25 protein-coding genes are annotated in these 25,843 nt (G+C 60.5%); 19 read left to right on the forward strand and 6 right to left on the reverse strand.

Going from position 1 to position 25,843, the window contains the following annotated elements:
* The first annotated feature begins 217 nt into the window (after positions 1–217).
* Both ACL9RI_RS00250 and ACL9RI_RS00255 read left to right on the forward strand, forming a co-directional pair.
* Positions 218–547, forward strand: a complete 330-nt coding sequence (locus ACL9RI_RS00250; RefSeq protein ID WP_422724618.1) for a c-type cytochrome — start codon at positions 218–220, stop codon at positions 545–547.
* An 11-nt stretch (positions 548–558) separates the two neighbouring features.
* The gene (locus ACL9RI_RS00255; protein WP_422724619.1) at positions 559–900 is read left to right on the forward strand and encodes a c-type cytochrome; all 342 of its coding nucleotides are present in this window, start codon (positions 559–561) and stop codon (positions 898–900) included.
* A 79-nt stretch (positions 901–979) separates the two neighbouring features.
* On the opposite strand, the gene ACL9RI_RS00260 is transcribed toward ACL9RI_RS00255, so the two are convergent.
* Entirely contained in the window at positions 980–1,402 is a 423-nt protein-coding gene (locus ACL9RI_RS00260) for a DUF1841 family protein (protein WP_422724620.1), read from the reverse strand.
* A 486-nt stretch (positions 1,403–1,888) separates the two neighbouring features.
* Here ACL9RI_RS00260 and mqo point away from each other — a divergent pair, with 486 nt between their 5' ends.
* Positions 1,889–3,529: a malate dehydrogenase (quinone) gene (gene mqo / locus ACL9RI_RS00265; RefSeq protein ID WP_422724621.1), complete on the forward strand. Its 1,641-nt coding sequence runs from the start codon at positions 1,889–1,891 to the stop codon at positions 3,527–3,529.
* 133 nt (positions 3,530–3,662) lie between these two features.
* Here the strand turns inward: mqo and ACL9RI_RS00270 are convergent, their stop codons facing one another.
* Positions 3,663–4,274, reverse strand: a complete 612-nt coding sequence (locus ACL9RI_RS00270) for an RNA pyrophosphohydrolase (protein ID WP_422724622.1) — start codon at positions 4,272–4,274, stop codon at positions 3,663–3,665.
* 204 nt (positions 4,275–4,478) lie between these two features.
* On the opposite strand from ACL9RI_RS00270, the gene ACL9RI_RS00275 reads away from it, so the two are divergent.
* Together ACL9RI_RS00275 and ACL9RI_RS00280 are read left to right on the forward strand one after the other, a co-directional pair.
* A complete protein-coding gene (locus ACL9RI_RS00275) occupies positions 4,479–6,215 on the forward strand; it encodes a proline--tRNA ligase (protein WP_422724623.1) in 1,737 nt (578 codons plus the stop codon).
* A 5-nt stretch (positions 6,216–6,220) separates the two neighbouring features.
* Positions 6,221–6,865, forward strand: a complete 645-nt coding sequence (locus tag ACL9RI_RS00280; RefSeq protein ID WP_422724624.1) for a lytic transglycosylase domain-containing protein — start codon at positions 6,221–6,223, stop codon at positions 6,863–6,865.
* 74 nt (positions 6,866–6,939) lie between these two features.
* On the opposite strand, the gene ACL9RI_RS00285 is transcribed toward ACL9RI_RS00280, so the two are convergent.
* Positions 6,940–7,335 (reverse strand): SWIB/MDM2 domain-containing protein, encoded by a 396-nt coding sequence (locus tag ACL9RI_RS00285; RefSeq protein WP_183674888.1) that lies wholly within the window; start codon positions 7,333–7,335, stop codon positions 6,940–6,942.
* Positions 7,336–7,779: 444 nt separating this feature from the next.
* Positions 7,780–9,147 carry a signal recognition particle protein gene (ffh, locus tag ACL9RI_RS00290; protein WP_422724625.1) on the reverse strand — a complete coding sequence of 456 codons (1,368 nt, stop codon included), beginning with the start codon at positions 9,145–9,147 and terminating at the stop codon, positions 7,780–7,782.
* On the opposite strand from ffh, the gene ACL9RI_RS00295 reads away from it, so the two are divergent.
* The 9 genes from ACL9RI_RS00295 (at position 9,146) to ACL9RI_RS00335 (ending at position 17,728) form a co-directional block, all read left to right on the forward strand.
* Entirely contained in the window at positions 9,146–9,307 is a 162-nt protein-coding gene (locus ACL9RI_RS00295) for a hypothetical protein (RefSeq protein ID WP_422724626.1), read from the forward strand. The two genes, ffh and ACL9RI_RS00295, sit on opposite strands and share 2 nt — an antisense overlap.
* Before the next feature lie 84 nt (positions 9,308–9,391).
* Entirely contained in the window at positions 9,392–9,901 is a 510-nt protein-coding gene (locus tag ACL9RI_RS00300) for a sigma-70 family RNA polymerase sigma factor (RefSeq protein ID WP_422724627.1), read from the forward strand.
* Between the two features lie 2 nt (positions 9,902–9,903).
* Positions 9,904–10,887 carry a FecR domain-containing protein gene (locus tag ACL9RI_RS00305; protein ID WP_422724628.1) on the forward strand — a complete coding sequence of 328 codons (984 nt, stop codon included), beginning with the start codon at positions 9,904–9,906 and terminating at the stop codon, positions 10,885–10,887.
* Between the two features lie 168 nt (positions 10,888–11,055).
* Positions 11,056–11,334 carry a hypothetical protein gene (locus ACL9RI_RS00310; protein WP_422724629.1) on the forward strand — a complete coding sequence of 93 codons (279 nt, stop codon included), beginning with the start codon at positions 11,056–11,058 and terminating at the stop codon, positions 11,332–11,334.
* Complete coding sequence (locus ACL9RI_RS00315; RefSeq protein ID WP_422724630.1) at positions 11,331–13,025, forward strand: PepSY-associated TM helix domain-containing protein; 1,695 nt, start codon at positions 11,331–11,333, stop codon at positions 13,023–13,025. Before ACL9RI_RS00310 ends, ACL9RI_RS00315 begins: the two co-directional genes overlap by 4 nt.
* A gap of 3 nt (positions 13,026–13,028) precedes the next feature.
* Complete coding sequence (locus ACL9RI_RS00320; protein ID WP_422724631.1) at positions 13,029–13,367, forward strand: DUF3325 domain-containing protein; 339 nt, start codon at positions 13,029–13,031, stop codon at positions 13,365–13,367.
* A gap of 85 nt (positions 13,368–13,452) precedes the next feature.
* Entirely contained in the window at positions 13,453–14,640 is a 1,188-nt protein-coding gene (locus ACL9RI_RS00325) for an efflux RND transporter periplasmic adaptor subunit (RefSeq protein ID WP_422724632.1), read from the forward strand.
* Complete coding sequence (locus ACL9RI_RS00330) at positions 14,637–16,613, forward strand: MacB family efflux pump subunit (RefSeq protein WP_422724633.1); 1,977 nt, start codon at positions 14,637–14,639, stop codon at positions 16,611–16,613. Before ACL9RI_RS00325 ends, ACL9RI_RS00330 begins: the two co-directional genes overlap by 4 nt.
* A 143-nt stretch (positions 16,614–16,756) precedes the next feature.
* Positions 16,757–17,728 (forward strand): ABC transporter substrate-binding protein, encoded by a 972-nt coding sequence (locus tag ACL9RI_RS00335; protein ID WP_422725151.1) that lies wholly within the window; start codon positions 16,757–16,759, stop codon positions 17,726–17,728.
* A gap of 67 nt (positions 17,729–17,795) precedes the next feature.
* Here the strand turns inward: ACL9RI_RS00335 and ACL9RI_RS00340 are convergent, their stop codons facing one another.
* Complete coding sequence (locus ACL9RI_RS00340) at positions 17,796–18,572, reverse strand: alpha/beta fold hydrolase (protein WP_422724634.1); 777 nt, start codon at positions 18,570–18,572, stop codon at positions 17,796–17,798.
* 301 nt (positions 18,573–18,873) lie between these two features.
* The gene (locus ACL9RI_RS00345) at positions 18,874–19,329 is read right to left on the reverse strand and encodes a MarR family winged helix-turn-helix transcriptional regulator (protein ID WP_422724635.1); all 456 of its coding nucleotides are present in this window, start codon (positions 19,327–19,329) and stop codon (positions 18,874–18,876) included.
* A gap of 257 nt (positions 19,330–19,586) precedes the next feature.
* Between ACL9RI_RS00345 and ACL9RI_RS00350 the strand changes: the two genes are divergently transcribed.
* The 5 genes from ACL9RI_RS00350 to ACL9RI_RS00370 all read left to right on the forward strand — a co-directional run bounded on the left by ACL9RI_RS00350 (position 19,587) and on the right by ACL9RI_RS00370 (position 25,767).
* Positions 19,587–20,390, forward strand: a complete 804-nt coding sequence (locus ACL9RI_RS00350; RefSeq protein WP_422724636.1) for a cytochrome C assembly family protein — start codon at positions 19,587–19,589, stop codon at positions 20,388–20,390.
* Positions 20,387–20,656, forward strand: a complete 270-nt coding sequence (locus ACL9RI_RS00355; RefSeq protein WP_422724637.1) for a PP0621 family protein — start codon at positions 20,387–20,389, stop codon at positions 20,654–20,656. The genes ACL9RI_RS00350 and ACL9RI_RS00355 overlap by 4 nt, the downstream gene beginning before the upstream one ends.
* Positions 20,657–20,772: 116 nt before the next feature.
* Positions 20,773–21,798, forward strand: a complete 1,026-nt coding sequence (locus tag ACL9RI_RS00360; protein WP_422724638.1) for a sigma-54 interaction domain-containing protein — start codon at positions 20,773–20,775, stop codon at positions 21,796–21,798.
* Positions 21,799–21,803: 5 nt separating this feature from the next.
* The gene (gene ampD, locus ACL9RI_RS00365; RefSeq protein WP_422725152.1) at positions 21,804–22,415 is read left to right on the forward strand and encodes a 1,6-anhydro-N-acetylmuramyl-L-alanine amidase AmpD; all 612 of its coding nucleotides are present in this window, start codon (positions 21,804–21,806) and stop codon (positions 22,413–22,415) included.
* A gap of 394 nt (positions 22,416–22,809) precedes the next feature.
* Positions 22,810–25,767 carry a ribonucleoside-diphosphate reductase subunit alpha gene (locus ACL9RI_RS00370; protein WP_422724639.1) on the forward strand — a complete coding sequence of 986 codons (2,958 nt, stop codon included), beginning with the start codon at positions 22,810–22,812 and terminating at the stop codon, positions 25,765–25,767.
* Positions 25,768–25,843: the final 76 nt, after the last annotated feature.

Below are 25,843 nucleotides of genomic sequence, written 5' to 3' on the forward strand. Positions count from 1 at the left end.
CGTTCTACCTGAAGATGAAAGAAATTGAGTATAAACAGAACTGTGCCAGGCTGCCACGCAAGCAGTCTGTGCCGGCACGCACACACCGTGTTTTTTGTAGGTGGACTTGCAAGAATATCTTGGTTAGAATCGGCAATTAACAGCTTATTTGTCAACATTTAGGAATAAAAAAACCAGCTCTGGCGTTTCTCCGATTACCTTTGTTCACTTTGCCACTATGAAAAAAATATTTGCACTTCTCGTGCTTGCCGGCATAGCAAATGCCGTCACAGCGGCTGACATTGTAGGAAACGCCAAGGCCGGGACAGCCAAGGTGGAAATGTGTATCGGTTGTCACGGTATTCCCGGCTACAAGGCCACCTTTCCCGAAGTCTTCCAGGTGCCGATGATCGGCGGCCAATCGGCGAAATATATCGAGAGCGCCTTGCAAGCGTACAAGAAAGGCGATCGCAAGCATCCCAGCATGAAGGGCATCGCTAGCAGCCTGTCGGACCAGGACATCGCCGATGTCGCCGCCTACTATTCGCAACAAGCCAAGTCGAACTGAGGACTAGCCAGATGAAAAAACTACTCGCCGCCCTGGCATGCGCCACCGTTTCCTTCAGTGCCAGCGCCGCTGGTAATATCAATGCCGGCATGGCCCTGGCGAAAAAATACGACTGCGCCAGCTGCCATGGCAAGGATTACGGCACCCCTATCGACCCCTCCTATCCGAAGCTGGCCGGCCAGCACCGCGATTATCTGGAACACGCGTTGACCGCCTACAAGCGCGGCGACAAGGGCTATGGCCGTAACAACGCCATCATGACGGGGCAGGTCAAGCCGCTGAGCAATCAGGATATCAAGGACCTGGCCGCTTACTTCCACAGTTTGCCCACCACGCTGGTGACCCACCGCTGAGCTTGGGCACTGCATAAGCAAAAGCCACGCTGGGCGTGGCTTTTGCTTTTTTCAGCATCGCTACTTTAATTCCGGCGCATCAGCGCCGGCGCACGCACTCGATATACGCGTCCGTGTCGGGCGGCAAGCCCGAGCGCTGCGAAGCCCAGATCATCTGGCCCAGGCATTCCATCACTTCATGCTGGGCCGCGTGCATGGAATCGAGGCGCTGCGTCAGTTGCTGCACGGCCGGGCGGATGCCGCGCGGCTGGTCCACCTGCACCTGCTCCGTGATCGACAGATGCATGGACAGGTGTAAAAAGGGATTGGCTTGTCCCCCTTCGACGGAGTAATCGCGTGCCAGTGCTGCTTCGACGTCGCTCAGCTCGGTTTCGTACTCGGGGTGTTCCAGGATCCAGTCGAGCGCAATGGCTTCCATGGGACTGAGGATTTCATGCGCACGGTGCTTGCGCAGGGTGTCGCAAAAGAAACGGCGCACATCATCGGAGGATGGATTAAACATCGTATTAGTACGTAAATGGAAGCAGCCGACATTGTACCGCGTACGCCAATGACATACCGATTGTTGCCCAAATTCCCGACGCCACAGCGCATTTATGGTGCTTTTTTAATCTTTTGGTTAATTTAATTTAATACCAGGCAGTAAGTATTATCCCCAATCCTTTCGAACGAGCAACGTCAATTAACGGTGATAAAATTCTTGTCCTTGACATTTGCTATGGACTTGACCGCGATTTTGTTGCCAGTTTTTGCCGCCCGGCGGGCTGTGCAGAGACCGCGCCGTGGTTTGTATTGTCCGCACCCTTGCCACCAGATTTGCTCTTGAATCATCCGGGAGCATGGCAGCATGCATGCTCTATTTACGCACATCCGCTGGTCCGGCCGCCTAGGCGCTCTGGATGGCGGCCTGTTTGCTTTATCTGCTGATGTTGCGGTCGTGGTGGCGTGCAAGAACAACCTTCTGCTGTATTCAATAACGGAGTTACGTATGCGTAAATCGCTTTTACTTTTGATGTCGTGCCTGATCCTGGCGGCATGTGACAAGACGCCACCTGCGTCGTCGGAAAAACCGGTCGATGTGCTGCTGATTGGCGCGGGCACCATGAGCGCCACCCTGGGTAGCATGCTCAAGGAACTGGATCCATCGCTGACCATGGCCATGTATGAGCGCCTCGATTCGGTGGCTGCCGAAAGCTCGGACGCGATGAACAACGCCGGCACCGGCCACTCCGCGTTCATGGAACTGAACTACACGCCAGAAGCGGCCGATGGTCACGTGGAAACCAAGAAAGCTGTTGACATCAACGAGCAATTCGAGATTTCCAAGCAATTCTGGGCCTACGAAGTGGCGCATAAAAACCTGGGCGATCCACGCAGCTTCATCAACAACGTACCGCACATGAGCTTTGTGTGGGGCGACGACAATATCAACTTCCTGCGCAAGCGCTACGCTGCCCTGCAAAAAGAAAACCTGTTCAAGGGCATGCTGTACAGCGAAGACTACGCGCAGATCCAGCAATGGGCGCCGCTGGTCATGAATGGCCGCGACAAGAACCAGAAAGTGGCCGCTACCCGCATGGAAATCGGCACCGACGTCAACTATGGCGCGCTGACCCGCAGCCTGGTGAAGAACCTGACCGAAAAACACGGTATGGAATTGCACCTGCGCAACCAAGTGGAAGACATCAAGCGTGGCGCCGATGGCGTATGGAACGTGAAAGTGAAAAACCTGGCGGACGGCAAGGAGCAGAATGTGCGCGCCAAGTTCGTCTTCGTTGGCGCTGGCGGCGGTGCATTGCCGCTGCTGGAAAAAACCGGCATTCCTGAAGCCAAAGGCTACGGCGGCGTGCCGGTCGGCGGTCAATGGCTGGTCACCACCAATCCTGAGCTGATCAACCAGCACTACGCCAAAGTCTACGGCAAAGCCTCGGTTGGCTCGCCACCGATGTCCGTGCCGCATCTCGATACCCGTATCATCGATGGCAAGCGTGCCCTGCTGTTTGGCCCATTTGCGACTTTCTCGACCAAGTTCCTGAAAAACGGTTCGTGGATCGACTTGCCAGCCTCGATCGGCACCGGCAATGTGCGTCCTATGCTGCAAGCGGGCTACGACAATATTCCATTGACCAAATACCTGGTCCAGCAAGTGATGAATTCGCCTGAAGACCGTCTGGCGACGCTGCGTGAGTACCTGCCGAACGCGAAAATGGAAGACTGGACCCTGCAAAACGCCGGTCAACGCGTACAGATCGTCAAGGATGATCCGGTAAAAGGCGGCTTGCTGCAGTTTGGTACGGAAGTTGTCGGTGCAGGCGATGGCAGCATCGTGGCACTGCTGGGCGCCTCGCCAGGTGCTTCGACCGCGCCACCGATCATGATCAAAGTGTTGCAAAAAGCGTTTAAAGACCGTCTGGCCACGCCAGAATGGCAAGCGAAGATGCTGGAAATGGTCCCATCGTATGGTCAAAAGCTGAACAGCGACCCTGCATTGGCTAACCGCATCCGTCAATACAGCAGCGGCGTGCTGGGTTTGAAAGCCTTTACGCTGGACGTGCCAGGCGCAGCGCCTGCAGCCGCAGCGGCTGCTTCGGCCTCGGCTTCGGCGCCAGCCGTTGTAGCGGCAAAATAAGCATCAGGGAAGGGGATGGCTTGCCATCCCTGTCCTGACGCAGCCGGCAAGATTCATTGCCGGCATGAAAAAAGGGGCAGCCTGTCTAGGCTGCCCCTTTTGCATGGTGCGCTGCATGCATGACGGTCTGGTGTTACTCCTTGCCTGGCAGTATCAGTTCCGGCGTACATCCTTCAACGCTGGCGCCTGCGCAGCCCTGTTCTGTGGTGCGCGGTGCATGCGGCTGGCGCAAGTAGCGCGGTGTATGGCGCTGCTGTCCATTGCCATGCGCTGGCCAGGTCAGGAAGCGTGACAACTCCTGCAAGGCACGCTGGTATACATCGCGTTTAAATTCAATCACGACATCGAGCGGGACCCAATATTCATGCCAGCGCCAGGCGTCGAACTCGGGATGGTCGGTCAGGCGCAGATTGACGTCGTTATCGCGCGCGCACATTCTCAGCAGAAACCAAATCTGCTTCTGGCCACGGTAATGGCCGCGAATTTCGCGTTTGATGAAGTGATCAGGCACTTCATAGCGCAGCCAGTCGCGGGTGCGTCCGACAATTTTGACGTGTTCCTGTCTGAGTCCGATTTCCTCTTCAAGTTCGCGAAACATGGCTTGTTCCGGTGTTTCGCCATATTTGATACCGCCTTGTGGAAACTGCCATGAGTGCTCGCGCACCCGCTTGCCCCACCACACCTCGTTCTGGGCGTTTAGCAGGATGATGCCGACGTTGGGCCGAAACCCTTCACGGTCGAGCATAATGCACCTCAAACTTTCTGCGACAGAGCGTCTTTTTTTACATAATTGCCCACAACTCCGCAAGCCGGTCGCCTTTTCGGGGTGCGAAAAGCGCCGGAATCGCACCAATTGAGCGCATTTGTGTAAAGTATGGACGCATCAGCCAGCTAATCCTTTAAAATTAGGTTGATTATAACCCTCTCTTTTTAAAAAGAATTCACCGTTATGCGCGCCTCCCGTTTTTTTATTTCCACACTTAAAGATGCACCTTCTGACGCGGAAATCGTCAGCCACCAATTAATGATGCGTGCAGGCATGATCAAACGCCTCGGTTCCGGCATTTACACCTACATGCCGATGGGCTTGCGCGTGATCCGCAAGGTGGAAGCCATCGTGCGTGACGAGATGAACAAGGCCGCCGGTATCGAACTGCTGATGCCGCTCGTACAACCTGCTGAACTGTGGCAAGAGACGGGCCGCTGGACCAAGATGGGCGACGAGCTGATGCGCGTAAAAGACCGTCACGGCCGCGAATACGCGATCCAGCCGACCTCGGAAGAAGTCATCACCGATGTCGTGCGCACGGAAATCAAATCCTACCGCCAGCTGCCGTTGAACTTTTATCACATCCAGACCAAGTTCCGCGACGAGCGCCGTCCACGCTTTGGCCTGATGCGCGGCCGCGAATTCACCATGAAGGACGCCTACTCGTTCGACCGCGACCTGGCCGGCCTGCAAGCATCATATAAAGTCATGTTCGACGCCTACACGCGCATCTTCACGCGCTTCGGCTTGAAATTCCGCGCCGTGGCGGCCGACAACGGCGCCATCGGCGGTTCCGGCTCGCATGAATTCCACGTGATCGCCAATACGGGCGAAGACGCGCTTGTGTATTGCCCGACGTCCGACTACGCTGCCAATATGGAAGCGGCCGAAGCGCTGCCGCCAGTGGGTCAGCGTCCTGCCGCCAGCCAGCCATTGACGAAAACGGCGACGCCGGACACCGTCAAGTGCGAGACCGTGGCGGCCTTGCTGGGCCTGGACCTGGCGCAAACCGTGAAAACCATCGCCCTGACGGTGGAAACGGAGCAAGACGGCAAAGTGACTAAACAGTATTTCATGTTGCTGTTGCGCGGCGACCATGAGTTGAACGAGATCAAGGTAGGCAAGGTAGCCGGCCTGGCCGGTCATCGTTTCTCGACGGAAGCAGAAATCCTGGAAGTCTACGGTTCCATTCCTGGCTACCTGGGCCCGATCGGCACCAAAGCGCCAGTGACGATTGTTGCTGACCGTACAGTTGCCCAAATGAATGATTTCGTTTGCGGCGCGAATGAAGGCGGTTTCCACTACACGGGCGCCAACTGGGGCCGTGACGTGGCCGAGCCTGCCATCGTGGCCGACTTGCGCAATGTGGTTGCCGGCGATGCTTCGCCAGACGGCAAGGGTGTGCTGGCGATCGAGCGCGGCATCGAAGTAGGCCACGTGTTCCAGCTGGGTACGGCGTACTCGGAAAGCATGAAAGCCACCTTCCTCGATGAAAACGGCAAACCTGCGCCATTGCAGATGGGGTGCTACGGCATCGGCATCACGCGCATCCTGGGCGCCGCCATCGAACAGAACTTCGATGACAAGGGCATCATCTGGCCTGCCTCGATCGCGCCGTTTGAAGTGGTGCTGTGCCCGATGGGCATGGATCGTAGCGAACTGGTCAAGGAAGAGACGGAGAAGCTGTACGCCGCCCTGCAAGGCGCTGGCGTCGATGTCATCGTCGACGACCGTGGCTTGCGTCCTGGCGCCATGTTTGCTGACTGGGAACTGATCGGCGTGCCACACCGCGTCGTCATCGGCGAGCGCGGCCTGAAAGAAGGCAAGCTGGAATACCAGGGCCGCCGCGACACGGAAGCGACCGGCGTGGCGCCGGACGAGATCGTCGCCTTCATCCAGGGCAAAATGGCGCAGTGAAGCGCATGCAAGTAAGTAAAACGGCCGGCGCCCTCGCGCTGGCCGCCTGCCTGGCCTGCGCCATCCCGGCGCAGGCTGGCAACCAGAAGGAAGAGGCGCTGGCCGATTCCGTACGGCTGGCCTTGTCGCAAGCCATCCTGGACGAACGTCCGCCGCAAGCCAGATTTACCTCACTCATCGAACTGCAGCGCTACCAGCAATGGCTGGCGCAAATGTCGCAGCGCTTGCAGCGCAAGCTGCCCGATACCCAGCTGCGCACGGAATTCCTGGAAACCGTCTGGTATGAATCGCGCCGCGCGGGCCTGGAACCGGCCCTGGTACTGGGCCTGATACAGGTGGAGTCCGCCTACCGCAAGTATGCCGTTTCGCTGGCCGGTGCGCGCGGCTATATGCAGGTGATGCCGTTCTGGACGGGCGTCATCGGTGACAGCGACCGCAGCAAGCTGTTCCACATGCAGACGAATCTGCGTTATGGCTGTTCCATCCTGCGCATGTACCTGGATATGGAAAAAGGCGATGTGTACCTGGCGCTGGGCCGCTACAACGGCAGCCGTGGCCGGCCCGAGTATCCGAATGCGGTGCGGGCTGCTTGGCAGCAGTGGAAGTTTGTACCATCTGGGGTCAGACCCGCCGGGTCTGACCCCGGCTGACTAGCAAAAAAATGCCCCGCTCACAGTAGTGTGGCGGGGCACTCACATGGCTTGCTAGCCCTGCGTCGTTCTTATTATTTCAAATGATCGGAGATGAGTTTCGTCATTTCAAACATGGAGACCTGGGCTTTGCCGCTGAAAACGGCTTTGAGCTTGTCGTCTGCATTGATCATGCGGCGGTTGGCCGGATCTTGCAGATCGTGTTTTTTAATGTAATCCCATACCTTTTTGGTCACTTCAGTGCGCGGAAGTGGTGCTGCGCCAACGACGGCCGCCAGGTCTTTCGATGGCGTCATGGCTTTCATGAATGCTGCGTTTGGTTTGCGTGGTGTTGCCGGTGCTGCCGCTTTCTTCGCCGCTGCTGGTTTAGCTGCTGCTTTGGCTGCGGGTGCTGCTTTCTTCGCTGCGGCAGGCTTGGCTGCTGCTGCTTTGGCTGGCGCTGCTACTGGGGTTTTTTTGGCTGTTGCCATCTTCGAGCCTCCTTAACAAACACATGGGAAATTGCGCAATTGATCGCACGGCTAATATTGGTGGGGATTTAGACAGTATGCAAGTGTTTTTCACGTTTTCACGAGGAAAAAGTAACGAAAAGACGCGCCTGTCTCCCGGGCGCAGCGCTTAAGGCCGCGGAAGGGCGTTTTTGCCCAAAAATGGCATGGTTGCTGGCTATGCGGGGAGGGGGAGGGAAAAGCGGGGGAGCGGTGATGCCGGACACAAGAAAGTGCAGTCCGGCATTACTTTGGAGCGATGTTTTTGACCTTCAGAACTTGGATACGCGGCGTATGGAAAGCCTTCAAAATCGTAGCGAGCGGGGATGATTTGTGGCCGAGAAGCGCAAGCGCACTGAGTGCCGGGGCGCCGAGCTGCTGAGCATCGCCGGCCGCAAAGCGCGCCGCGCAGTAGATTTTGAAGCTTTATCTCATACCAGGCATCATGCCCTTCATGCTGCGCATCATCTTCATCATGCCGCCGCCCGACAATTTCTTCATCATCGTCTGCATTTGCTCGAATTGCGTCAGCATGCGGTTCACTTCCTGCACTTGCACGCCGGCGCCGGCGGCGATGCGGCGCTTGCGGGTGGCCTTGATCAGTTCAGGCTTGGCGCGTTCCTGTGGTGTCATCGAATCGATGATGCCGACCATGCGGCGCACCTGTTTGTCGGCCTGGTCCATGTTCTTGCCGCCTGCCGCCTGCTGGAACTGGGCTGGCAGCTTGTCCATCAGATTGGCCATGCCGCCCATTTTCTTCATCTGGCCCAGTTGCGCCTTGAAGTCGTTCATGTCGAACTTGCCGCCGACCTTGATCTTTTGCGCCAGGTCAGCCGCTGCCTTGCTGTCGACGCCCTTGCGCGCTTCTTCCACCAGCGCCAGGATGTCGCCCATGCCCAGGATGCGGTTGGCCATGCGGGTCGGATCGAATGCTTCCAGGCCATCGAGCTTTTCCGAGACGCCGGCAAACTTGATCGGCTTGCCCGTGATATGGCGTACCGACAGGGCCGCACCGCCGCGCGCATCACCGTCGAGCTTGGTCAGCACGATACCGGTCAGCGGCAGCGCATCATTAAAGGCCTTGGCCGTATTGATGGCGTCCTGACCCAGCATGGCGTCGACCACGAACAGGGTTTCGATCGGTTTCACGGCGCCGTGGACGGCGGCGATTTCACGCATCATCTCTTCATCGATACCCAGACGGCCGGCCGTATCGATGATCAGCACATCGTGGTAATGCTTTTTGGCCCAGTCCAGCGCGGCCAGGGCGATATCGACCGGCTTGTCGGCGCTGGTGGACGGGAAGAAGTCGGCGCCCACCTGGGACGTCACCGATTGCAGCTGGGCAATAGCGGCCGGACGATACACGTCGGCCGAGACGGTCAGCACTTTCTTTTTCTTTTCTTCTTTCAGGTATTTCGCCAGCTTGCCGACGGTGGTGGTTTTACCCACACCCTGCAGACCGGCCATCAGGATGATGGCGGGCGGCTGCTGCGCAAAGCTGATCTGCGACGCTTCCGGACCCAGGTCGGCGCCCATGATGGCGGCCAGCTCGCGCTGCACCACGCCAACCAGGGCCTGGCCTGGGGTCAGCGAGGAAATGACATCCTCGCCCATGGCTTTTTCTTTGACTTTGGCGATGAATTCGCGCACGGCAGGCAGGGCGACGTCGGCCTCGAGCAACGCCAGGCGCACTTCGCGCAGCATCTCGGCGGTGTTCGATTCGGTCAGGCGCGCCTCGCCGCGCATGGTCTTGACGACTTTGGCAAGCCGCTGGGTAAGATTATCTAGCATGATGAACCTGCAATGGAAAGCTGAAGATGAGACGGCGCTAGCCGGACGATGGCCGCCATTTTACCCCATCGCGCTGCTGTGGCGGCCCTGGCCGGCACCGGGCCGCAAGCTGTCTCTTTTTACACAGCCTGGTGTCGTTGGCAATGCTGTGATTGCATGAAAGCTACGACAAGGTTAAAATGAGAATAATTCTTATTTACATCGGGCGCATCGGGCGAACCAGGCCTGCGCTGAAAGGGATGCCATGCCGGCCGCCGAAATTACCCAGCAACAAGAACTGCACGCGCTCTACAGCAGCCATTTCGGCTGGCTGCAGGGCTGGCTGCGGCATAAGCTGGGCAATGCCTTCGAAGCGTCGGACCTGGCGCAAGATACTTTTATCAGTGTCTTGACGGCGGGAACTGCGCCGCAGATACGCGAGGCGCGTCCTTTCCTGGCAACTATCGCGCGCCGCCTGGTAGCGCACCGTTATCGCCGGCAAGTGCTGGAAGAAGCGTATCTGGCGGCCCTGGCCTGTTTGCCGCCCGAGCTGGCGCCCGCGCCGGAAGAGCGCTTGCTGGCGCTCGAAGCGCTGCAGGAAATCGATGTCGCGCTCGATGGCTTGCCGCCGCCCGTGCGCCAGGCGTTTTTGCTGGCGCAACTCGATGGCCTCAGCTATGCCGAAATCGCCGAACGCCTGGGCGTGTCCAGCAGTTCCGTCAAGCAATACCTGACGCGCGCCAACCGCCACGTTTTTTTTGCCTTGCCGGCATGACCATGCTGTGCGAACCCGTCGCGCGGGCCGCCATCAGCGAGGCCGTGGAAGAGCAGGCGGCCGAGTGGCTGACCGTGCTGATGTCGGACGAGGCGGGCGAGGCGGAGCGGGCCGCCTGCTTACGCTGGCGCGGGCAAGACCCGGAACATGAACGGGCCTGGCAGCATATCGAAGCCGTCACGCAGCGCTTGAACGGTTTGCACCGTGGCGCGGCCGCGCAGGCGCTGTCCAGCGCCGGGGCGCCAGCCAATGGCAAGCGGCGCCAGTTGCTGCTGTGGCTGGGTGTAGCGGGTGGCACCGGCTTGCTGGCCGCGCAGACCGACGCCTGGCAGGGTGCACGCAGCTTGCGCGCCGACTACCGCACGGCCACCGGCGAGCGGCGCGAGGTGGCACTGCACGACGGCAGCGTGGTCACGCTCAATACCGGTTCGGCCATGAATATACGTTTTGATGGCCAGCGCCGCCTGATCGAACTGCTGGCCGGCGAGATTCTTGTTGTCAGCGGCCATGGTCCCGGCAGCGACGCGCCGCTGGTGGTGTCTACCAGCGAAGGCCTGGTGCGCGCGCTGGGCACGCGCTTTTCCGTGCGCCAGGATACGGGGAAAAGTACGGTCGACGTGTTTGAAAGCGCCGTCGAGGTCCGCCCACGCGACAGCGCCAGCGCGCCATTGCACCTGGCGGCAGGTCGCAGCGTGAGCTTTTCGCGCCTGCAGACCGATCCGCCGCACGCGCTGGACGCCTACGCCGACGCCTGGTCGCGCGGGCAAATGATCGTCGATGACGTGACCCTGGCTGAATTTATTGCCGAACTGTCGCGCTACCGGCCTGGCGTCCTGCATTGCGCGCCCGAAGTGGCCCAGTTGCGCCTGTCGGGCGTCTTTCCGCTGGCCGACACGCAGCGCATCCTGAACATGCTGCCCAATTCCCTGCCGGTGCAGGTGCGCAGCCGGACCCGCTACTGGGTCACGCTGGAAGCGGCCCGGTAGTCTCCTTCAAAAAATATTTTTCATTTCGGCTGCCCGTTTTGCATTCTCGCGGCACCTGTAGTTGAGAGACACATTTTTCACCATTTTGATGGAAGGACGCAGTGTGATGCATCTGACGTACAAGGCTTGCCAGCGGGCACAACAACCATTGCCAGGGGCGCTGAAGTGATGAAATCCGCCCCTATGCTGTTGTTATCGCGCGTGCTGGCCGCCATTTTTGGCGGCTACGCCCTCACTTCCGGCGTGGCCGTACTGCTCGCTGCCGTGCTGCCCATGTCGCGCGCCGAAGCCGTGCTGACGGCGACCCTGAGCGCTTTCGTGGTGTATACCTGCGCCGTGATCTGGGTGTTTGCCGTGCAGGACTTGCGCCGCGCCTGGATCGGCATGCTGCTGCCAGCCATCGTTTGTGGCGGCCTGGGCCTGCTGCTGTCGCGGGGTGGCGCATGAGCACGACGGTAGAAAAAGTAGTAAAAACGCCACAGCAAGGAGGCTTGCGGCAAGCCATGGCCTGGCTGCATACCTGGTGCGGCCTGTGGATCTCCTGGCTCTTGTTCGCCATCTTCCTGACCGGCTCCCTGGCTGTCTTCGATGACCCGATCGGCCACTGGATGACGCCGGAACACGCACTGGAAGAGGCGGCGCACGCAAACGATGCGCCACTGCCCAAGGTCACGGACCGCGCCAAGCGCCTGACGCTGGCGCTCGATTTTATGGAAAAAGAGCATCCGAAGGCCGATATGTGGGAAATCTGGCCCGTGCAGCGGCCCGGCCAGGGTTTGTCCGCCTACTGGTTCCAGCCCAGCGGCGGTTATGGTTCGGCCGACCTGAATCCGCTGACGGGTGCGCCGGTCGAGCATGCGCGCGAAGCAAACCAGCGCGACACCATCGGCGGCCACCATTTCGTCGATTTTCACTATGAGCTGCATGCGGGCCGCATCGGCGTGTGGATCGTCGGTATCACCACCATGATCATGCTGGTGGCGCTGGTCAGCGGCGTGATCACGCATAAACGCATCTTCAAGGATTTCTTTACCTTCCGCCCGGCCAAGGGCCAGCGTTCCTGGCTTGATGCGCATAACGCGGTGGCCGTATTGACCTTGCCGTTCCAGTTCATGATCGCCTATACGGGCATCGCGTTTTTCAGCGATGACTACGTGCCGGCGCCCGTGGTGGCCCAATACGGCATGGAAAACGGCAAAAAAGCCTTTCTCAGCGACTGGAATGATGTGGGCAAACCCACCCGCACAGGGGCGGCGATGGCGATCCCTGACCTGGAGCCGTACGCGCTGCGCGCCGAACAGGCCATCCATCAGGAAATCCGCGCCGTGGTGCTGGACAATCCGAACGACGCCTCCATGCGCGTCTGCATGTATGGCTGGAATGAAGAAAGCGACACGCTCAAGCGGATCAGCGCCAATACGGGCATGGCTTGCTATGCGCTGGCCACCGGTGAGCAGATCGCCGTGCGCCAGCCGGGCAACGCCGACTCGGGGCCTGCAGGCCTCACGCGCATGGTGATGTCCAATCTGCATATGGCAGGCTTTGGCGGCACGCCCATGCGCTGGCTGTATTTCTTGTGCGGCCTGGCCGGCACGGCCATGATGGGCACGGGCGCCATTTTGTTCATGGTCAAGCGCCGCCAGAAGGCGGGCGGTGAGTTCGGCAGCGCCACCGAAAGGGTGTACCGCATGATCGAATGCCTGAACGTGGCGGCGATCGCCGGCCTGGCCGTGGCCTGCATCGGCTACCTGTGGGCGAATCGCTTGATCCCCGTCGGCATCGAACAGCGTGCGGGCTGGGAAGTGCGGGCCTTCTTTGGCGTGTGGTTCTTGATGCTGCTGCACGCCTGCCTGCGTCCGGAAAAACGCGGATGGATCGAGCAGCTGGCGCTGCTGGCCGTGCTGTGCCTGCTGCTGCCCGTCTTGAATGTGCTGAGCACGGGCGACAACCTGCTGGCGCAGATCGCGCGCGGCGACTGGGAAAGCGCCGGCGTGGAATTGTGCAGCGTGGCCTTCGGCTTGCTGGCCGCCTGGGGCGCCTGGAAAGTCCATAAACGCAAGGAAAAGCCGGCCAGGAAAGCGGTCGCGAAAGAGCGGGCGGCGCCGGCCTGCCTGCAGACAACGATGGAAGGAAGCTGAGGGATGAACGTGATTTTATGTGCGCTGGGCCTGTCGTATGCGGGCATGGCCAGCCTGAGCCTGGCGATGGATCGCCACCATGGCCAGGTCTGGGGCCGCGATGCTGCCATCAACGTGCGGCGCGCCTTGCAAATAGCGGGGACGCTCTTGCTGGCGCTGGCCATCTGGCCTTGCGTGGCTGGCTGGAGCGCCACCGTCGGCTTTGTCGCCTGGGTGGGGTTTATTTCGGCCGGTGCACTGCTGGTGGCCTTGCTGCTGCCGTATGCGCCCAAGCTGCTGTTGCGGAGTTCCCTGCTGGCAGCCGTCGCCGCGCTGGCAGGGCTGGTGACCTTTATGCAGTAATTCTGATGGCTATTTTCAAGGATAGATAGATGCATTTTTCACGTTTGGCGACACCCTCTTTGATTTTCCACAAGGCGACTTCCTGATGGCCGCCCGCACGCCACAGCGCCGCGCGCGCATCATCGGCAGCGCAGTTTTGCTGGTCCTGTTCGGCGCCGGCGCCGTCTGGGCCACGCGTACGCCGAAAACTGTGTTCGACACGGCGCCAGTCAGGCGCGGCAATATCGAGGCCAGTGTCACGGCCATCGGCACTTTGCAGCCGCAAACCTATGTCGACGTAGGCGCGCAAGTGTCGGGCCAGATCACGCGCCTGCACGTGCAACCGGGCAGCAGCGTGGAAAAAGGCCAGTTGCTGGCCGAGATCGATCCCAGCGTGCAGCAAGCCACGGTCGACGCGGGCCGCGCCGCCCTGGCCGGTTTGCGCGCACAGCTGGCCGACCAGCAGGCGCAGCATCGCCTGGCAGGCCAGCAGCACGGGCGCCAGCAGCAAATGGCCAAATTCGATTCCACCCCGCTGGCCGACGTGGAAACGGCGGAAGCGACTTTGGCTTCGGCCGCCGCCAGGATCGACCATTTGAAGGCGCAGATCGACCAGACCCAGGCCAGCCTGAAGGCCGATGAAGCGCGCCTGGGCTATACGCGCATCTACGCGCCGATGGCGGGCAAGGTGGTGGGACTCGATGCAAAAGAGGGGCAAACCCTGAACGCCACTTATCAGACGCCAAACATCCTGCGCATCGCCGATTTGTCAGCCATGACGGTGTGGACGGAAGTGTCGGAGGCGGACGTGCGCAAGGTGCGCCCCGGGATGCCCGTGTATTTCACCACTTTGGGCGGCGACCAGCGGCGCTGGAGCGGCAAGGTGCGGCAAGTGCTGCCGGCGCCGCCGGTGCCGGGCGGCAGCAGCAGCGGCACGGCGCTGGCGCCATCGACCAGCAAGGTGATTCTCTATACCGTGCTGTTCGACGTCGATAATGCGGACGGCGAATTGATGCCGCAAATGACGGCGCAAGTGGTGTTCGTCACGGCGTCGGCCAGGAATGTGTTGGCCGTGCCCTTGCCAGCCTTGAAACCCTCGACCCAGGAGGGGGCGAAGGCCGGTGCATTCACGGCGCGGGTGCAGGGGGCGGATGGCAAGGTCGATACGCGCACGGTGACAGTGGGCGTGCGCAACCGCCTGAACGCAGAAGTGCTGGACGGCTTGCGCGAAGGCGAATTGCTGGTCACGGGAGAGCAGCCGGCCGGTAACGGCGCCAGCAGGTTCCAGCTATGAGCGAGGTGAATCAAATTGACAAACCTCTGCCCCTGATCGAACTGCAAGGCATACGCAAGCGCTACGGCGGCCACGATGGCGCGCCGGCCGTGGAAGTGCTGCGCGGCGTCAGCCTGTCGATCGCCGCCGGCGAATTCGTCGCCATCGTGGGGGCATCCGGTTCCGGCAAGTCGACTTTGATGCATTTACTGGGCTGCCTGGACCGGCCCAGCGATGGTACGTATCACTTTGCCGGCCAGGACGTGGCCAGCCTGAACCCCGATGAACTGGCGTGGCTGCGGCGCGAGGCGTTCGGCTTCGTGTTCCAGGGCTACCACCTGATCGCCACCGAATCGGCGCGCGAAAACGTGGAAGTGCCGGCCCTGTACGCGGGCATGCCGGCTGCCGAGCGCCACGCCCGTTCGGCCGCGCTGCTCAAAAGGCTGGGCCTGGGCGAGCGCCTGGACCACCGTCCGAACCAGCTGTCGGGCGGCCAGCAGCAGCGCGTATCGATTGCGCGCGCGCTGATGAATGGCGGGCGCATCATCCTGGCCGATGAACCGACGGGGGCCCTGGACAGCAGCAGCGGCGCCGAAGTCATGGCCTTGCTGGGGGAATTGGCGGACGCAGGCCACACCATCATCCTGATTACCCACGACCGCAAGGTGGCGGCCCAGGCGCGCCGCGTGATCGAGATCCGCGATGGCGAAATCATCGCAGATTCGGGCGCCGTTGCCGCAGCAGCGACGGCCGCCGCGCTGCCGCCGCTCGATATGTCGGGCGCGGCGCATGACACGGGTGCTTCCCTGATCACGGAATTGCTCGATGCGGCGCGGGCCGCCTGGCGCGTGCTGTGGATTAACCGCTTCCGCACGGGCTTGACGCTGCTGGGCATCATCATCGGCGTGGCGTCCGTGATCGTCATGCTGGCCATCGGCCTGGGCACGCGCCAGCAAGTGATGGCGCAACTGGGGGCGTTTGGCTCCAACCTCTTATATATGTCATCGATCGGCGAAAGCTCGCGCATCCCCGGGCGCAGCATCACCCTGGCCGACCTGGAGGCGCTGGCCGACGTGCCGGGCATTGCGCACGTGCTGCCTAACGTCACCGGCAACAAGGTGATCCGGCATGGCAACCTCGATGTGCAAACCTATGTGCGGGGCACGGGCGCGGCGCTGCCGCAGATCCAGACCTGGCCGGTAGCCTATGGCGGCTTTTTTACCGAGCAGGACGAGCGTGAGATGGCCACCGTCGCCGTGCTGGGCTGGCGTTTGGCGCATAAACTGATGCCCGACATCCCGAATCCGGTCGGTGAAACCATCTTGATCGGCAATGTACCGTTCCAGGTGATCGGCGTGATGAGCGAGAAAGGCGCGCTGACGGGCGACAAGGATGAAGATAACGTCTTGCTGCTGCCGTTTTCCACGGCCGGCATCCGCGTCTTCGGCCAGCGCGAGCCGACCTATATCGTGCTGGCGGCCGACGATGTGAAGCGCATCGCCGAAACCGAGAAAGCCGTCGACGAGACCATGTTCGAGCGCCACCGCATCCGCGACTATGGCATCAGCAATGCAGCCGCCTCGATCGCCGCCGAAGCGCGCACGCAAGACAATATGACCATGATGCTCAGCCTGATCGCTGCCGTCTCGCTGGTGGTGGGCGGCATCGGCGTGATGAATGTGATGCTGATGACGGTGCGCGAGCGCACGCGTGAAATCGGCATCCGCATGGCGACGGGCGCGCGCCGGCGCGACATTTTGCGCCAGTTCCTGACCGAAGCGGTGCTGGTGTCGGTGGTGGGCGGCGTGGCCGGCATCGTGGTCGGCATCACGTTTGCCGCTTTGCTGCTGGTGTGGGAAGTGCCGGTGATCTTTTCGCTGAGCGCCATCGGCGGCGCGTTTGGCTGCGCGGTGGTGACGGGCCTGGTGTTCGGCTTCATGCCGGCGCGCAAGGCGTCGGGACTGGATCCGGTGGTGGCGCTGGCAGGGCAGTAATGCTTAAAAGCATGTTTATGGCAGAAAAAGGTTGCTCCTGACTCAACACGCGGTACTATCGCTGCATAACAAAAAACAGTGTTTTGTTGTTTTGCCCTTGCAGATACACCTTCACCACACAGGAGACCTTGATGCGCCAGAATATGTCCTTGAAAACCGGTATCGCCGCTACACTGTTGCTGACCTTTAGCCTGGGCAGTGCCCAGGCGCAAGACGTTGTCCGCCTGGGTAATTTGAAATTTGCCCATTACGGCGCCGTGTCGTATATCAAGGAAATCGCCCCCAAGTGCGGCATCAAGGTCGAAGAACACGTGTTTGCCAAGGGCCTCGATGTGATGCAGGCGATTATCGCGGGCGAACTGGACGTGGGCGCGACGGCGTCCGAAGCGGCCATTTCCGGCCGTGCCGGTGGTGCACCGATTTATGTGGTGGCCGGTTTCGCCAAGGGCGGTGCGCGCCTGGTGGCGGGGGCGGGGCAAAAAATCGCCAGCGTGAAAGACTTGAAGGGCAAGCGCGTGGGCGTGACGCGCGGCGGCATCCAGGAGGTGCTGCTGCTGGCCGAACTGTCGCAGAATGGCTTGACGTTCTCCGAGAAAAAGGGCCAGGACGTGCAACTGGTGTTCCTCGCCTATGCAGACTTGAACCAGGCGCTGATGGGCAAGAATATCGACGCCATGATGCAGTCGGAACCGCAATCGTCGCAGGCGATCAACAAGGGTTTCGGCGTGGAAATCCTGAAACCATATGAAACGCCGATCGGCGAGCCGGTACGCACCATGGTGATGACGGAAAAGTTCTACAAGGAACGCCGTCCGGTGGCCGAGAAATTCATGCGCTGTTTCGTCGAAGCCACCAAGACCTTTATCGACAACCAGGCGACGGCGGAAAAATATGTGCGCGAAGTGGTATTTCGTGGCCAGATCACCAAGCAGGACTTCGATGACGCCATCAGCAACTCACCGTATTCCTATGACATTACGCCCGAACATATCCAGATCACCACCGACGTGATGGTGAAAACGGGCGTGGGCCGCATGGGCAAGCCGCCGGTCGCCAGGGATTGGGTGAAAACCGATTTGCTGGAGCAGGCGAAAAAGACCCTGAATGTGAAGTAAATCAAATAGCAAGAAAAAACCTCCGCAAGCTGCCGGCTGCGGAGGTTTTTTTATGTCTGCAGCAATCCTAGCGTTGGGCCGCGGCTGCCAGGATGACTTCGGCCACCTGTTTCGGCTGCGACAGCATCGGTACATGGCTGGTTTGCAGGACGGTGGTGACGGCATGCAATTTCTTGGCAAACGCCTGTTCCAGTTCTGGCGCGATCATGCGGTCCTTGGCGGAAACGATGTAATAGTTCGGCTTGTTTTTCCAGGCGGCAACCGTCGTCTTGTCGGCAAAGGCCTTGGCCTGGATCGGGCCTTGCGTGACCGCCATCAAGCGGGTGGTGGTGGCCGGCAAATCCTGGGCGAAATTGAGGCGCACCGATTCTTCGGGCAAATACAGGAAACCGGAGGCGTCCGCTTTCAGGGTGGCGATGCCCGGTGGCGTCGGGTAATCCTTGCCCAGGTCGCCGGATGCTTCGCCTTCGGACGGCGCGAACGCCGCCACGTAGACCAGCGCCTTGACCTTGTCGCTGGTGCCCGCTTGCGTGATCACGGTGCCGCCCCAGGAGTGGCCGACCAGGATCACGCGGCCCGTCTGGGCGTCGATCACGCGCTGGGCGGCGGCCACGTCGTCGGCCAGCGAGGTGAGCGGGTTTTGCACGGCCACCACTTTCAAGCCTTTGGCTTGCAGCAAAGGAATGACTTTGTCCCAGCTGGAACCATCGGCAAACGCGCCGTGCACCAGTACCACGGTAGTGTCTTCGGCAGGCGCCGTGCTGGCGGCCTGGACTGGTGCGAAAGCGACGGTCGAGAGGAGGGCGGAAGCGAGCAGGGCGGATTTGAGTGCAGTGTGCGACATGGTGTGACTCCTGGATGATTGGGGGAGAGGTAATTAATTAGCGTGCTAAGCAATTGCCATGGAAAAAACTGGCAATGGGCAGCGCATGCAAATAAGAATAGCGCACTAATCATTAGTGCGCAATATATTTTTAAGCCGCTGATGCGGGCGGCACGATCAGGTTTACAACGCCGAACAAAACCGTCGCGAGCGGATGAGAGTTGTGGTTGAGAAGCGGAGCAGTGCGGATGCACGGGGATGCCGAGTCAGTGAGCATCGGAGGCCGCAAATCGCGACGCGCAGTAGGTTTTGATCGGCGTTCTTAGCTGTCCACCTGGCTGCCCAGTTGGGCGTTCAGTTTGCGCAAGCCTTCCATGATGAGCGTAAATTCTCCGGCGATGCTGCTGCAATTGGCCGCGATGGTGGGATCGATGCTGGCGCAGGCGCTGCGCAGCTCGCGGCCCGCTTGCGTCAGGGTCAGCACGCGGTTGCGCTCGTCGCGCGGGTCTCGGTTGCGCAGCAGATAGCCTTCCGCTTCCAGACGCTTGACCAGCGGCGTGATGGAGCCGGAATCCTGCTGCAGGCGCGCGGCCAGGTCCTTGATGCCCAGGCCTTCCTGTTCCCACAACACCAGCATCACCAGGTATTGCGGATAAGTCAGCTTGAGCGCGCTCAGCATCGGCTTGTACAACTGGGTCATTTTCAGAGAGGTGGCATACAGCTGAAAACACAGTTTATCGTCCAGGCTGGACGGTGGGGGGGAGCTCGATGTGGCCATGGTAAAACAATCAAAGACGGGGATGGCGCCAGACTAACGGCAATTGGCGTATTTGTCGATGCGCGCACTTGCCGCCTATCTATATAGTCATCCTGAAAGATTATGGAATTCTTCAGGGCGGGCCACCCCGTCCGCTCTCAGGCGCGATATCATGGCAGGCTATCTGCGCATGCTCGCCGGTGTTGTCCGTGCCCGGCCTGCCATGCCCTTTATCCCGTCCTGAATCGCGCTTGCCGGCTATGGTGTAAACTTAAAACATGCAGACTTATTTCTTTCTCCTCGCCGCAGTGCTCTATGCGGTGTGCGCCGTGCTTCCTTCGTCGCGGGGGCGGCTGATAACCGCGCTGACCGGCGTTGCCTGGCTGGCGCATGGCTATACGCTGTGGTTGGACTTGATGGCGCCGGGCACCTTGCGCTTTGGTTTCTCCGCCATGCTGTCGGCCGCGCTATGGGTATCGGTGGGGGCCTACTGGGTAGAAAACCGCAATTTCAGCCTCGATGGCTTGCGCCGCATGGTCATGCCGAGCGCTGTCGTCGCCGTGGTGCTGGCGTGGGTCTTTCCTGGCAGCCAGGTCAGCCTGGAAGGCAAGTCCGCCGTGTTTGGCTGGCATATCGCCATCGCCGTGCTCGCTTACAGCACCTTGACGATCGCCGCCTTTCACGCCGTGCTGATGGCGCTGCAGGAATCGCGCCTGCATACGCGCAGCGGGCGCCGTGGTTTCTTTTCCAGTGCACTGGATCAACTGCCTGCCCTGCTGACGATGGAAAAAATGTTGTTTCGCATGATAGGCCTGGGTTTTATCTTGCTGAGCCTGACCGTCTTGTCGGGCATCGTCTTTTCCGAACAGTTATTTGGCACGGTCTTGAGCTGGGATCACAAGTCCGTGTTTACCATGATGTCGTGGCTGCTGTTCGCCGCGCTGCTGGCCGGACGCCGCCTGCGTGGCTGGCGCGGCAAGACAGCGCTGAGTTTCACCCTGGCAGGTTTCGCCACCTTGCTGCTGGCCTATGTCGGCAGCCGTTTTGTACTGGAAGTGGTTTTACACCGAGGATTTGCATGACACGATTTTTATTCTGGCTGGCGCTGGCGTTCCTGGTGCTGTTTGCGATCCGCAGCAAGATCCGCGGCTTGCAGCAGCGCGCGCGCTCGCAACAGCAGCAGCAACAGCCGCCCCATCCGTTTGCGCAGGCAGGCCGCCGCGTCGAGGAATTGCCCGACGCCGAGCAAATGCTGTGCTGCGCCCACTGCGGCGTCTATTATCCGGCTTCCGAAAACGTGCCGGCCAAAGGCCACGATTACTGTAGCCACGCGCACGCCACCGCCTAGGCTGGCTGCATCGCGCCATTTTCCATTGCTCATCCGTACCGTAACGTTCTCTTCCACGCAGCAGGCGTAGCATCTGTCAAAAGCGAGTCACACTCGCCTTAGCAGAAAGGCTAGCCATGTCCAAGCCGCATCCCCTGGCCGCCGGCGAGCATGCCGCGCCGCCGCAGTTGTGTGGAGATTCTGCCGCCATGCAGGCGCTGCGCGCGCAAATCAGCCGTATCGCCCGTTGCGTCGCACCGGTGGCCATCCGTGGCGAATCGGGCAGCGGCAAGGAATTGGCGGCGCGCGCCATCCATGCACAGGGCGCGCGCGCCGGCGGGCCCTTTGTCGCCGTCAATTGCGGCGCGATCCCGGAAGCGCTGATGGAGGTGGAATTCTTTGGCTGCCGCGCCGGCGCCTATACGGGCGCGCTGCATGAGCGCCAGGGCTTGTTCCAGGCAGCACATGGCGGCAGCCTGCTGCTCGATGAAGTCGATGACTTGCCGCTGGCCATGCAGGTCAAGCTGTTGCGCGTCCTGCAGGAACGCCGCGTCTGCAAGCTGGGCGGCAGTGCCGACGAGGCGGTCGATGTGCGCATCTTGTGCGCCAGCCAGCAGGGACTGGCGCGCGGCGTGGCGGCCGGCACGTTTCGCCAGGACTTGTATTACCGGCTCAATGTGATCGAACTGGCCGTGCCGCCGCTGCGCGAACGGCTGGGCGATCTGGAGGTATTATGTCGTACGATACTGCTGCGCCTGGCGCCGCGGCAAGCCGTCCTGCTGGCGCCCGGCGTGCTGGCGCTGCTGGCCCGCCATGGATTTCCCGGCAATGTGCGCGAACTGGAAAACCTGCTGGAGCGGGCGCTGGCCTTTGCCGATGGCGGCGTGATCACGCCCGATGGCCTGGGCTTGCCGTCGCCGGCCGCCGTGCTGCCTTTCAAACCGGCGGCTTTGGCGCGGCAACTGTGCTTGCCCGGCATGGCAGCCCGGCTGGAGACGCCGGTCTTGCCGCTGGCCCAATATTTAAGCCAGGCGGAACGCGAGATGATCGTGCTGGCGTTGCGGCAAAGCCGCTATCACCGCGCGCGGGCGGCGCAGCAGCTGGGCATCAGCGTGCGCCAGCTGCGCTATAAAATGCAAAAATTGCAGTTACAGGAGCCGTGAACTTGATGCAGGCATGGAAGATAGATGAGAGCGGCTGGTGCGATGGCGCCGTGCGCTACGACTCGCCTTATTACGACGCGCGCCCCGAGGGCATGGAAATCGACTTGCTGGTGATCCATAACATCAGTTTGCCCGGCGGCCATTTTGGCGGGCCGCATGTGTCGGACTTGTTTACCGGCCGCTTGGATTATAATGCCGATCCTTCTTTCGCTGACCTGCGCGGTTTGCAGGTGTCGGCGCACTTTTTGGTGCGGCGCGATGGTGCTCTGGTGCAATATGTTTCAACTGATCAACGCGCCTGGCATGCCGGCACGTCCACGTTCGAGGGACGCCCGCAGTGCAATGCCTATTCCATCGGTATCGAAATGGAAGGCTCTGACTTCCAGCCTTTCCAGCCTGAGCAATACCGCGTCCTGGTGGCGCTGACGGCGGCGCTGGCCCAGCGCTACGGACTGGCCCAGGTGCGCGGGCACGAACATATTGCGCCGGGAAGAAAGACCGATCCGGGGCCGTTTTTTGACTGGGCTTTGTATCAGGAAAGCTGGCGCCAGGCCTTGCGCGGGCAGCCTGCGTTAGTGCTTACTACGCGGGCGTTGGGCTTTCCATCCAGCGCCTGAAAAGTCAATCGAAATCGTGCTGAAAAGCACAAAAAAATAGCCTGGTCTGGACCGGAAAAGTATTGCGCCTGCTTTTGATGGGTACTACAATTAGTGCATACCCAAGACTCACTCACTAAATGTAGTGCCATCACAGACGTTTTCAGAATTATTATCAAAGCTGCCCTGATTGCCGGATTGGCATGCGGGGACTAGCTGTTTATCACCCTTATCGTGTTGTGCGCCAGCCTGGCTATAGCGGTTGGCGGTTTCAATCCTGTACGGCCTTGTGCATGATAGATTTACATTTTTGCAATAATATTACCTGAGGAAACCCGGAGTTTCGGGCCTTCTATTCAACAACACACGCGGCAGCAAAACTGCAGGCTGACTTTAGCTGACAACGGGAGCTTCAATGCAATCACCTCAAGATATTTCCATCCATCCAACGCCAGTATCGCCAGCGCCTAGCGCGGCCCATAGCGTTGCGAGTACGGGCGCGGCCCTGGGCGACTATCGCATCATCCGCCGCAATGGCGCGGTGGTGGCATTTGAGCCGTCGAAGATCGCCATCGCGATGACCAAGGCGTTTCTGGCCGTCAACGGCGGCCAGGGCGCGGCGTCGGCGCGCATCCGTGAACTGGTCGAGCAACTGACCACTGCCGTGGTGTCCGCGCTGGTGCGCCGTCACCCAGGCGGCGGCACCTTCCATATTGAAGATGTGCAAGACCAGGTGGAACTGTCGCTGATGCGTTCGGGCGAACACGACGTGGCGCGCGCCTACGTGCTGTACCGTGCCAAGCACATGGAAGAGCGCCGCCTGCAAAAGGAAGCGCAAGGTGCTTCCGCGCAAGTTGCTGCACCACAATTGAACGTCACGGACAACGGCGTGCGCCGCCTGCTGGACATGCAGGAAGTGCGCGACCTGATCAACGCTGCCTGCGCCGGCCTGGAAAAGCACGTCGATGCGGACGCCATCCTGGCGGAAACCGTGAAAAACCTGTACGACGGCGTGCCCGTCGAAGAACTGCACAAGTCGGCCATCCTGGCAGCGCGCGCGCTGATGGAAAAAGACCCGGCCTACAGCCAGGTCACCGCCCGCATCCTGCTGCACACGGTGCGCAAGGAAGTGTTTGGCAAGGACGTGCCGCAAGCGGCTGCCGCTGCCGAATACCTGACGTATTTCCCTGCCTACATCGCCAAGGGTATCGCCGCCGAGCTGCTGAACCCGGTGCTGGCCAGCTTCGACCTGGAGCGCCTGGCGAAAGCCATCGTGGCCGACCGCGACTTGCAATTTGGCTACATCGGCCTGCAAACCCTGTACGACCGCTACTTCCTGCACATCAGCGACGTGCGCATCGAAATGCCGCAAGCGTTCTATATGCGCGTGGCGATGGGCCTGGCATTGAATGAAACGGACCGTGAAGCGCGCGCCATCGAGTTCTACAGCCTGCTGTCCTCGTTCGACTTCATGAGCTCGACGCCGACCCTGTTCAACTCGGGCACCCTGCGCTCGCAACTGTCGTCGTGCTACCTGAGCACCGTCTCGGATGACCTGGAAGGCATCTACGACGCGATCAAGGATAACGCGCTGCTGGCCAAGTACGCTGGCGGCCTGGGCAACGACTGGACGCCAGTGCGCGCCCTGGGCGCCCACATCAAGGGCACCAACGGCAAGTCGCAAGGCGTGGTGCCTTTCCTGAAAGTCGTCAATGACACGGCCGTGGCCGTCAACCAGGGCGGTAAACGCAAGGGCGCCGTCTGCGCCTACCTGGAAACCTGGCACATGGATATCGAGGAATTCCTCGACCTGCGCAAGAACACGGGCGATGACCGCCGCCGCACCCACGACATGAACACGGCCAACTGGATTCCAGACATGTTCATGAAGCGCGTGATGGAAAAAGGCGAGTGGACCCTGTTCTCGCCATCCGAAACGCCAGACCTGCACGATAAAGTCGGCAAGGCCTTTGAAACGGCTTACCTGGGCTACGAAGCCAAGGCTGCCGCCGGTGAAATCCGTTCGTTCAAAAAAGTCCAGGCGCTGGACCTGTGGCGCAAGATGCTGTCGATGCTGTTTGAAACCGGCCATCCATGGATCACCTTCAAGGATCCTTGCAACATCCGCAGCCCGCAGTCGCACGTGGGCGTGGTCCACAGCTCGAACCTGTGCACGGAAATCACCCTGAATACCAGCGCCGACGAAATCGCCGTCTGCAACCTGGGTTCCGTGAACCTGCCGGCGCACATGAAAGAAGGCAAGCTCGATCACGTCAAGCTGGCCAAGACCATCCGCACCGCGATGCGCATGCTCGACAACGTGATCGACATCAATTACTACGCCGTCGACAAGGCGCGCAATTCGAACATGCGCCACCGTCCGGTCGGCATGGGCATCATGGGCTTCCAGGATTGCCTGCACATGATGCGCGTCCCGTTCGCCTCGAACGAAGCCGTATCGTTTGCCGATACCTCGATGGAAGCGGTGTGCTACTACGCTTACCTGGCGTCGACCGAGCTGGCCGAAGAGCGCGGCCGCTATGAAACCTACGCCGGTTCGCTGTGGGACCGTGGCATCCTGCCGCAAGATTCGGTCAAACTGCTGGCTGAAGAGCGCGGCGGCTACCTGGAAGTCGATAACTCGTCGGCCATGGACTGGACGCCAGTGCGCGAGCGCATCGCCAAATTCGGCATGCGTAACTCGAACTGCGTGGCGATTGCCCCAACGGCAACGATCTCGAACATCATCGGCGTATCGGCCTGTATCGAGCCGACGTTCCAGAACCTGTACGTGAAATCGAACCTGTCGGGCGAATTCACCGAAATCAACAGCTACCTGGTGCGCGACCTGAAGGCACGCGACCTGTGGGATGAAGTCATGATCTCGGACCTGAAATACTTCGACGGCTCGCTGGTCAAGATCGACCGCATCCCGCAAGACCTGCGCGATATCTATGCGACCGCCTTTGAAGTGTCGCCGAGCTGGCTGGTGGAAGCCGCATCGCGCCGCCAGAAGTGGATCGACCAGGCGCAGTCGCTGAATATCTACATGGCTGGTGCTTCGGGCAAGAAACTGGATGAAACCTACAAGCTGGCATGGCTGCGCGGCCTGAAAACCACCTACTACCTGCGTACCATCGCCGCCACCCACATGGAGAAATCGACCTCCAGGACGGGCGCCCTGAACGCCGTGGCAGTTGACGGCGGCATGTCGGCCAGCGCCCACAGCGCAGCGGCAGCCGCAGTGGCGGCAGCTGCACCAGCGGTGGCGCCAGTGGTTGCCGTGGCAGCGGCAGCGGACGATGCCGATGGCGAAGCCTGCTACCTGCGCCCGGGTGACGATGGCTTTGAAGAGTGCGAAGCTTGCCAATAAGCTTGCTAATAACAGCCTGTTGAAGTAGTGGCCAGCCCGGCTATCGGGCTGGCAGAATGTTTTCAAGACCGGATTG

The sequence above is a fragment of the Janthinobacterium sp. Mn2066 genome (genome assembly GCF_049319705.1).
GTDB lineage: Bacteria > Pseudomonadota > Gammaproteobacteria > Burkholderiales > Burkholderiaceae_D > Janthinobacterium.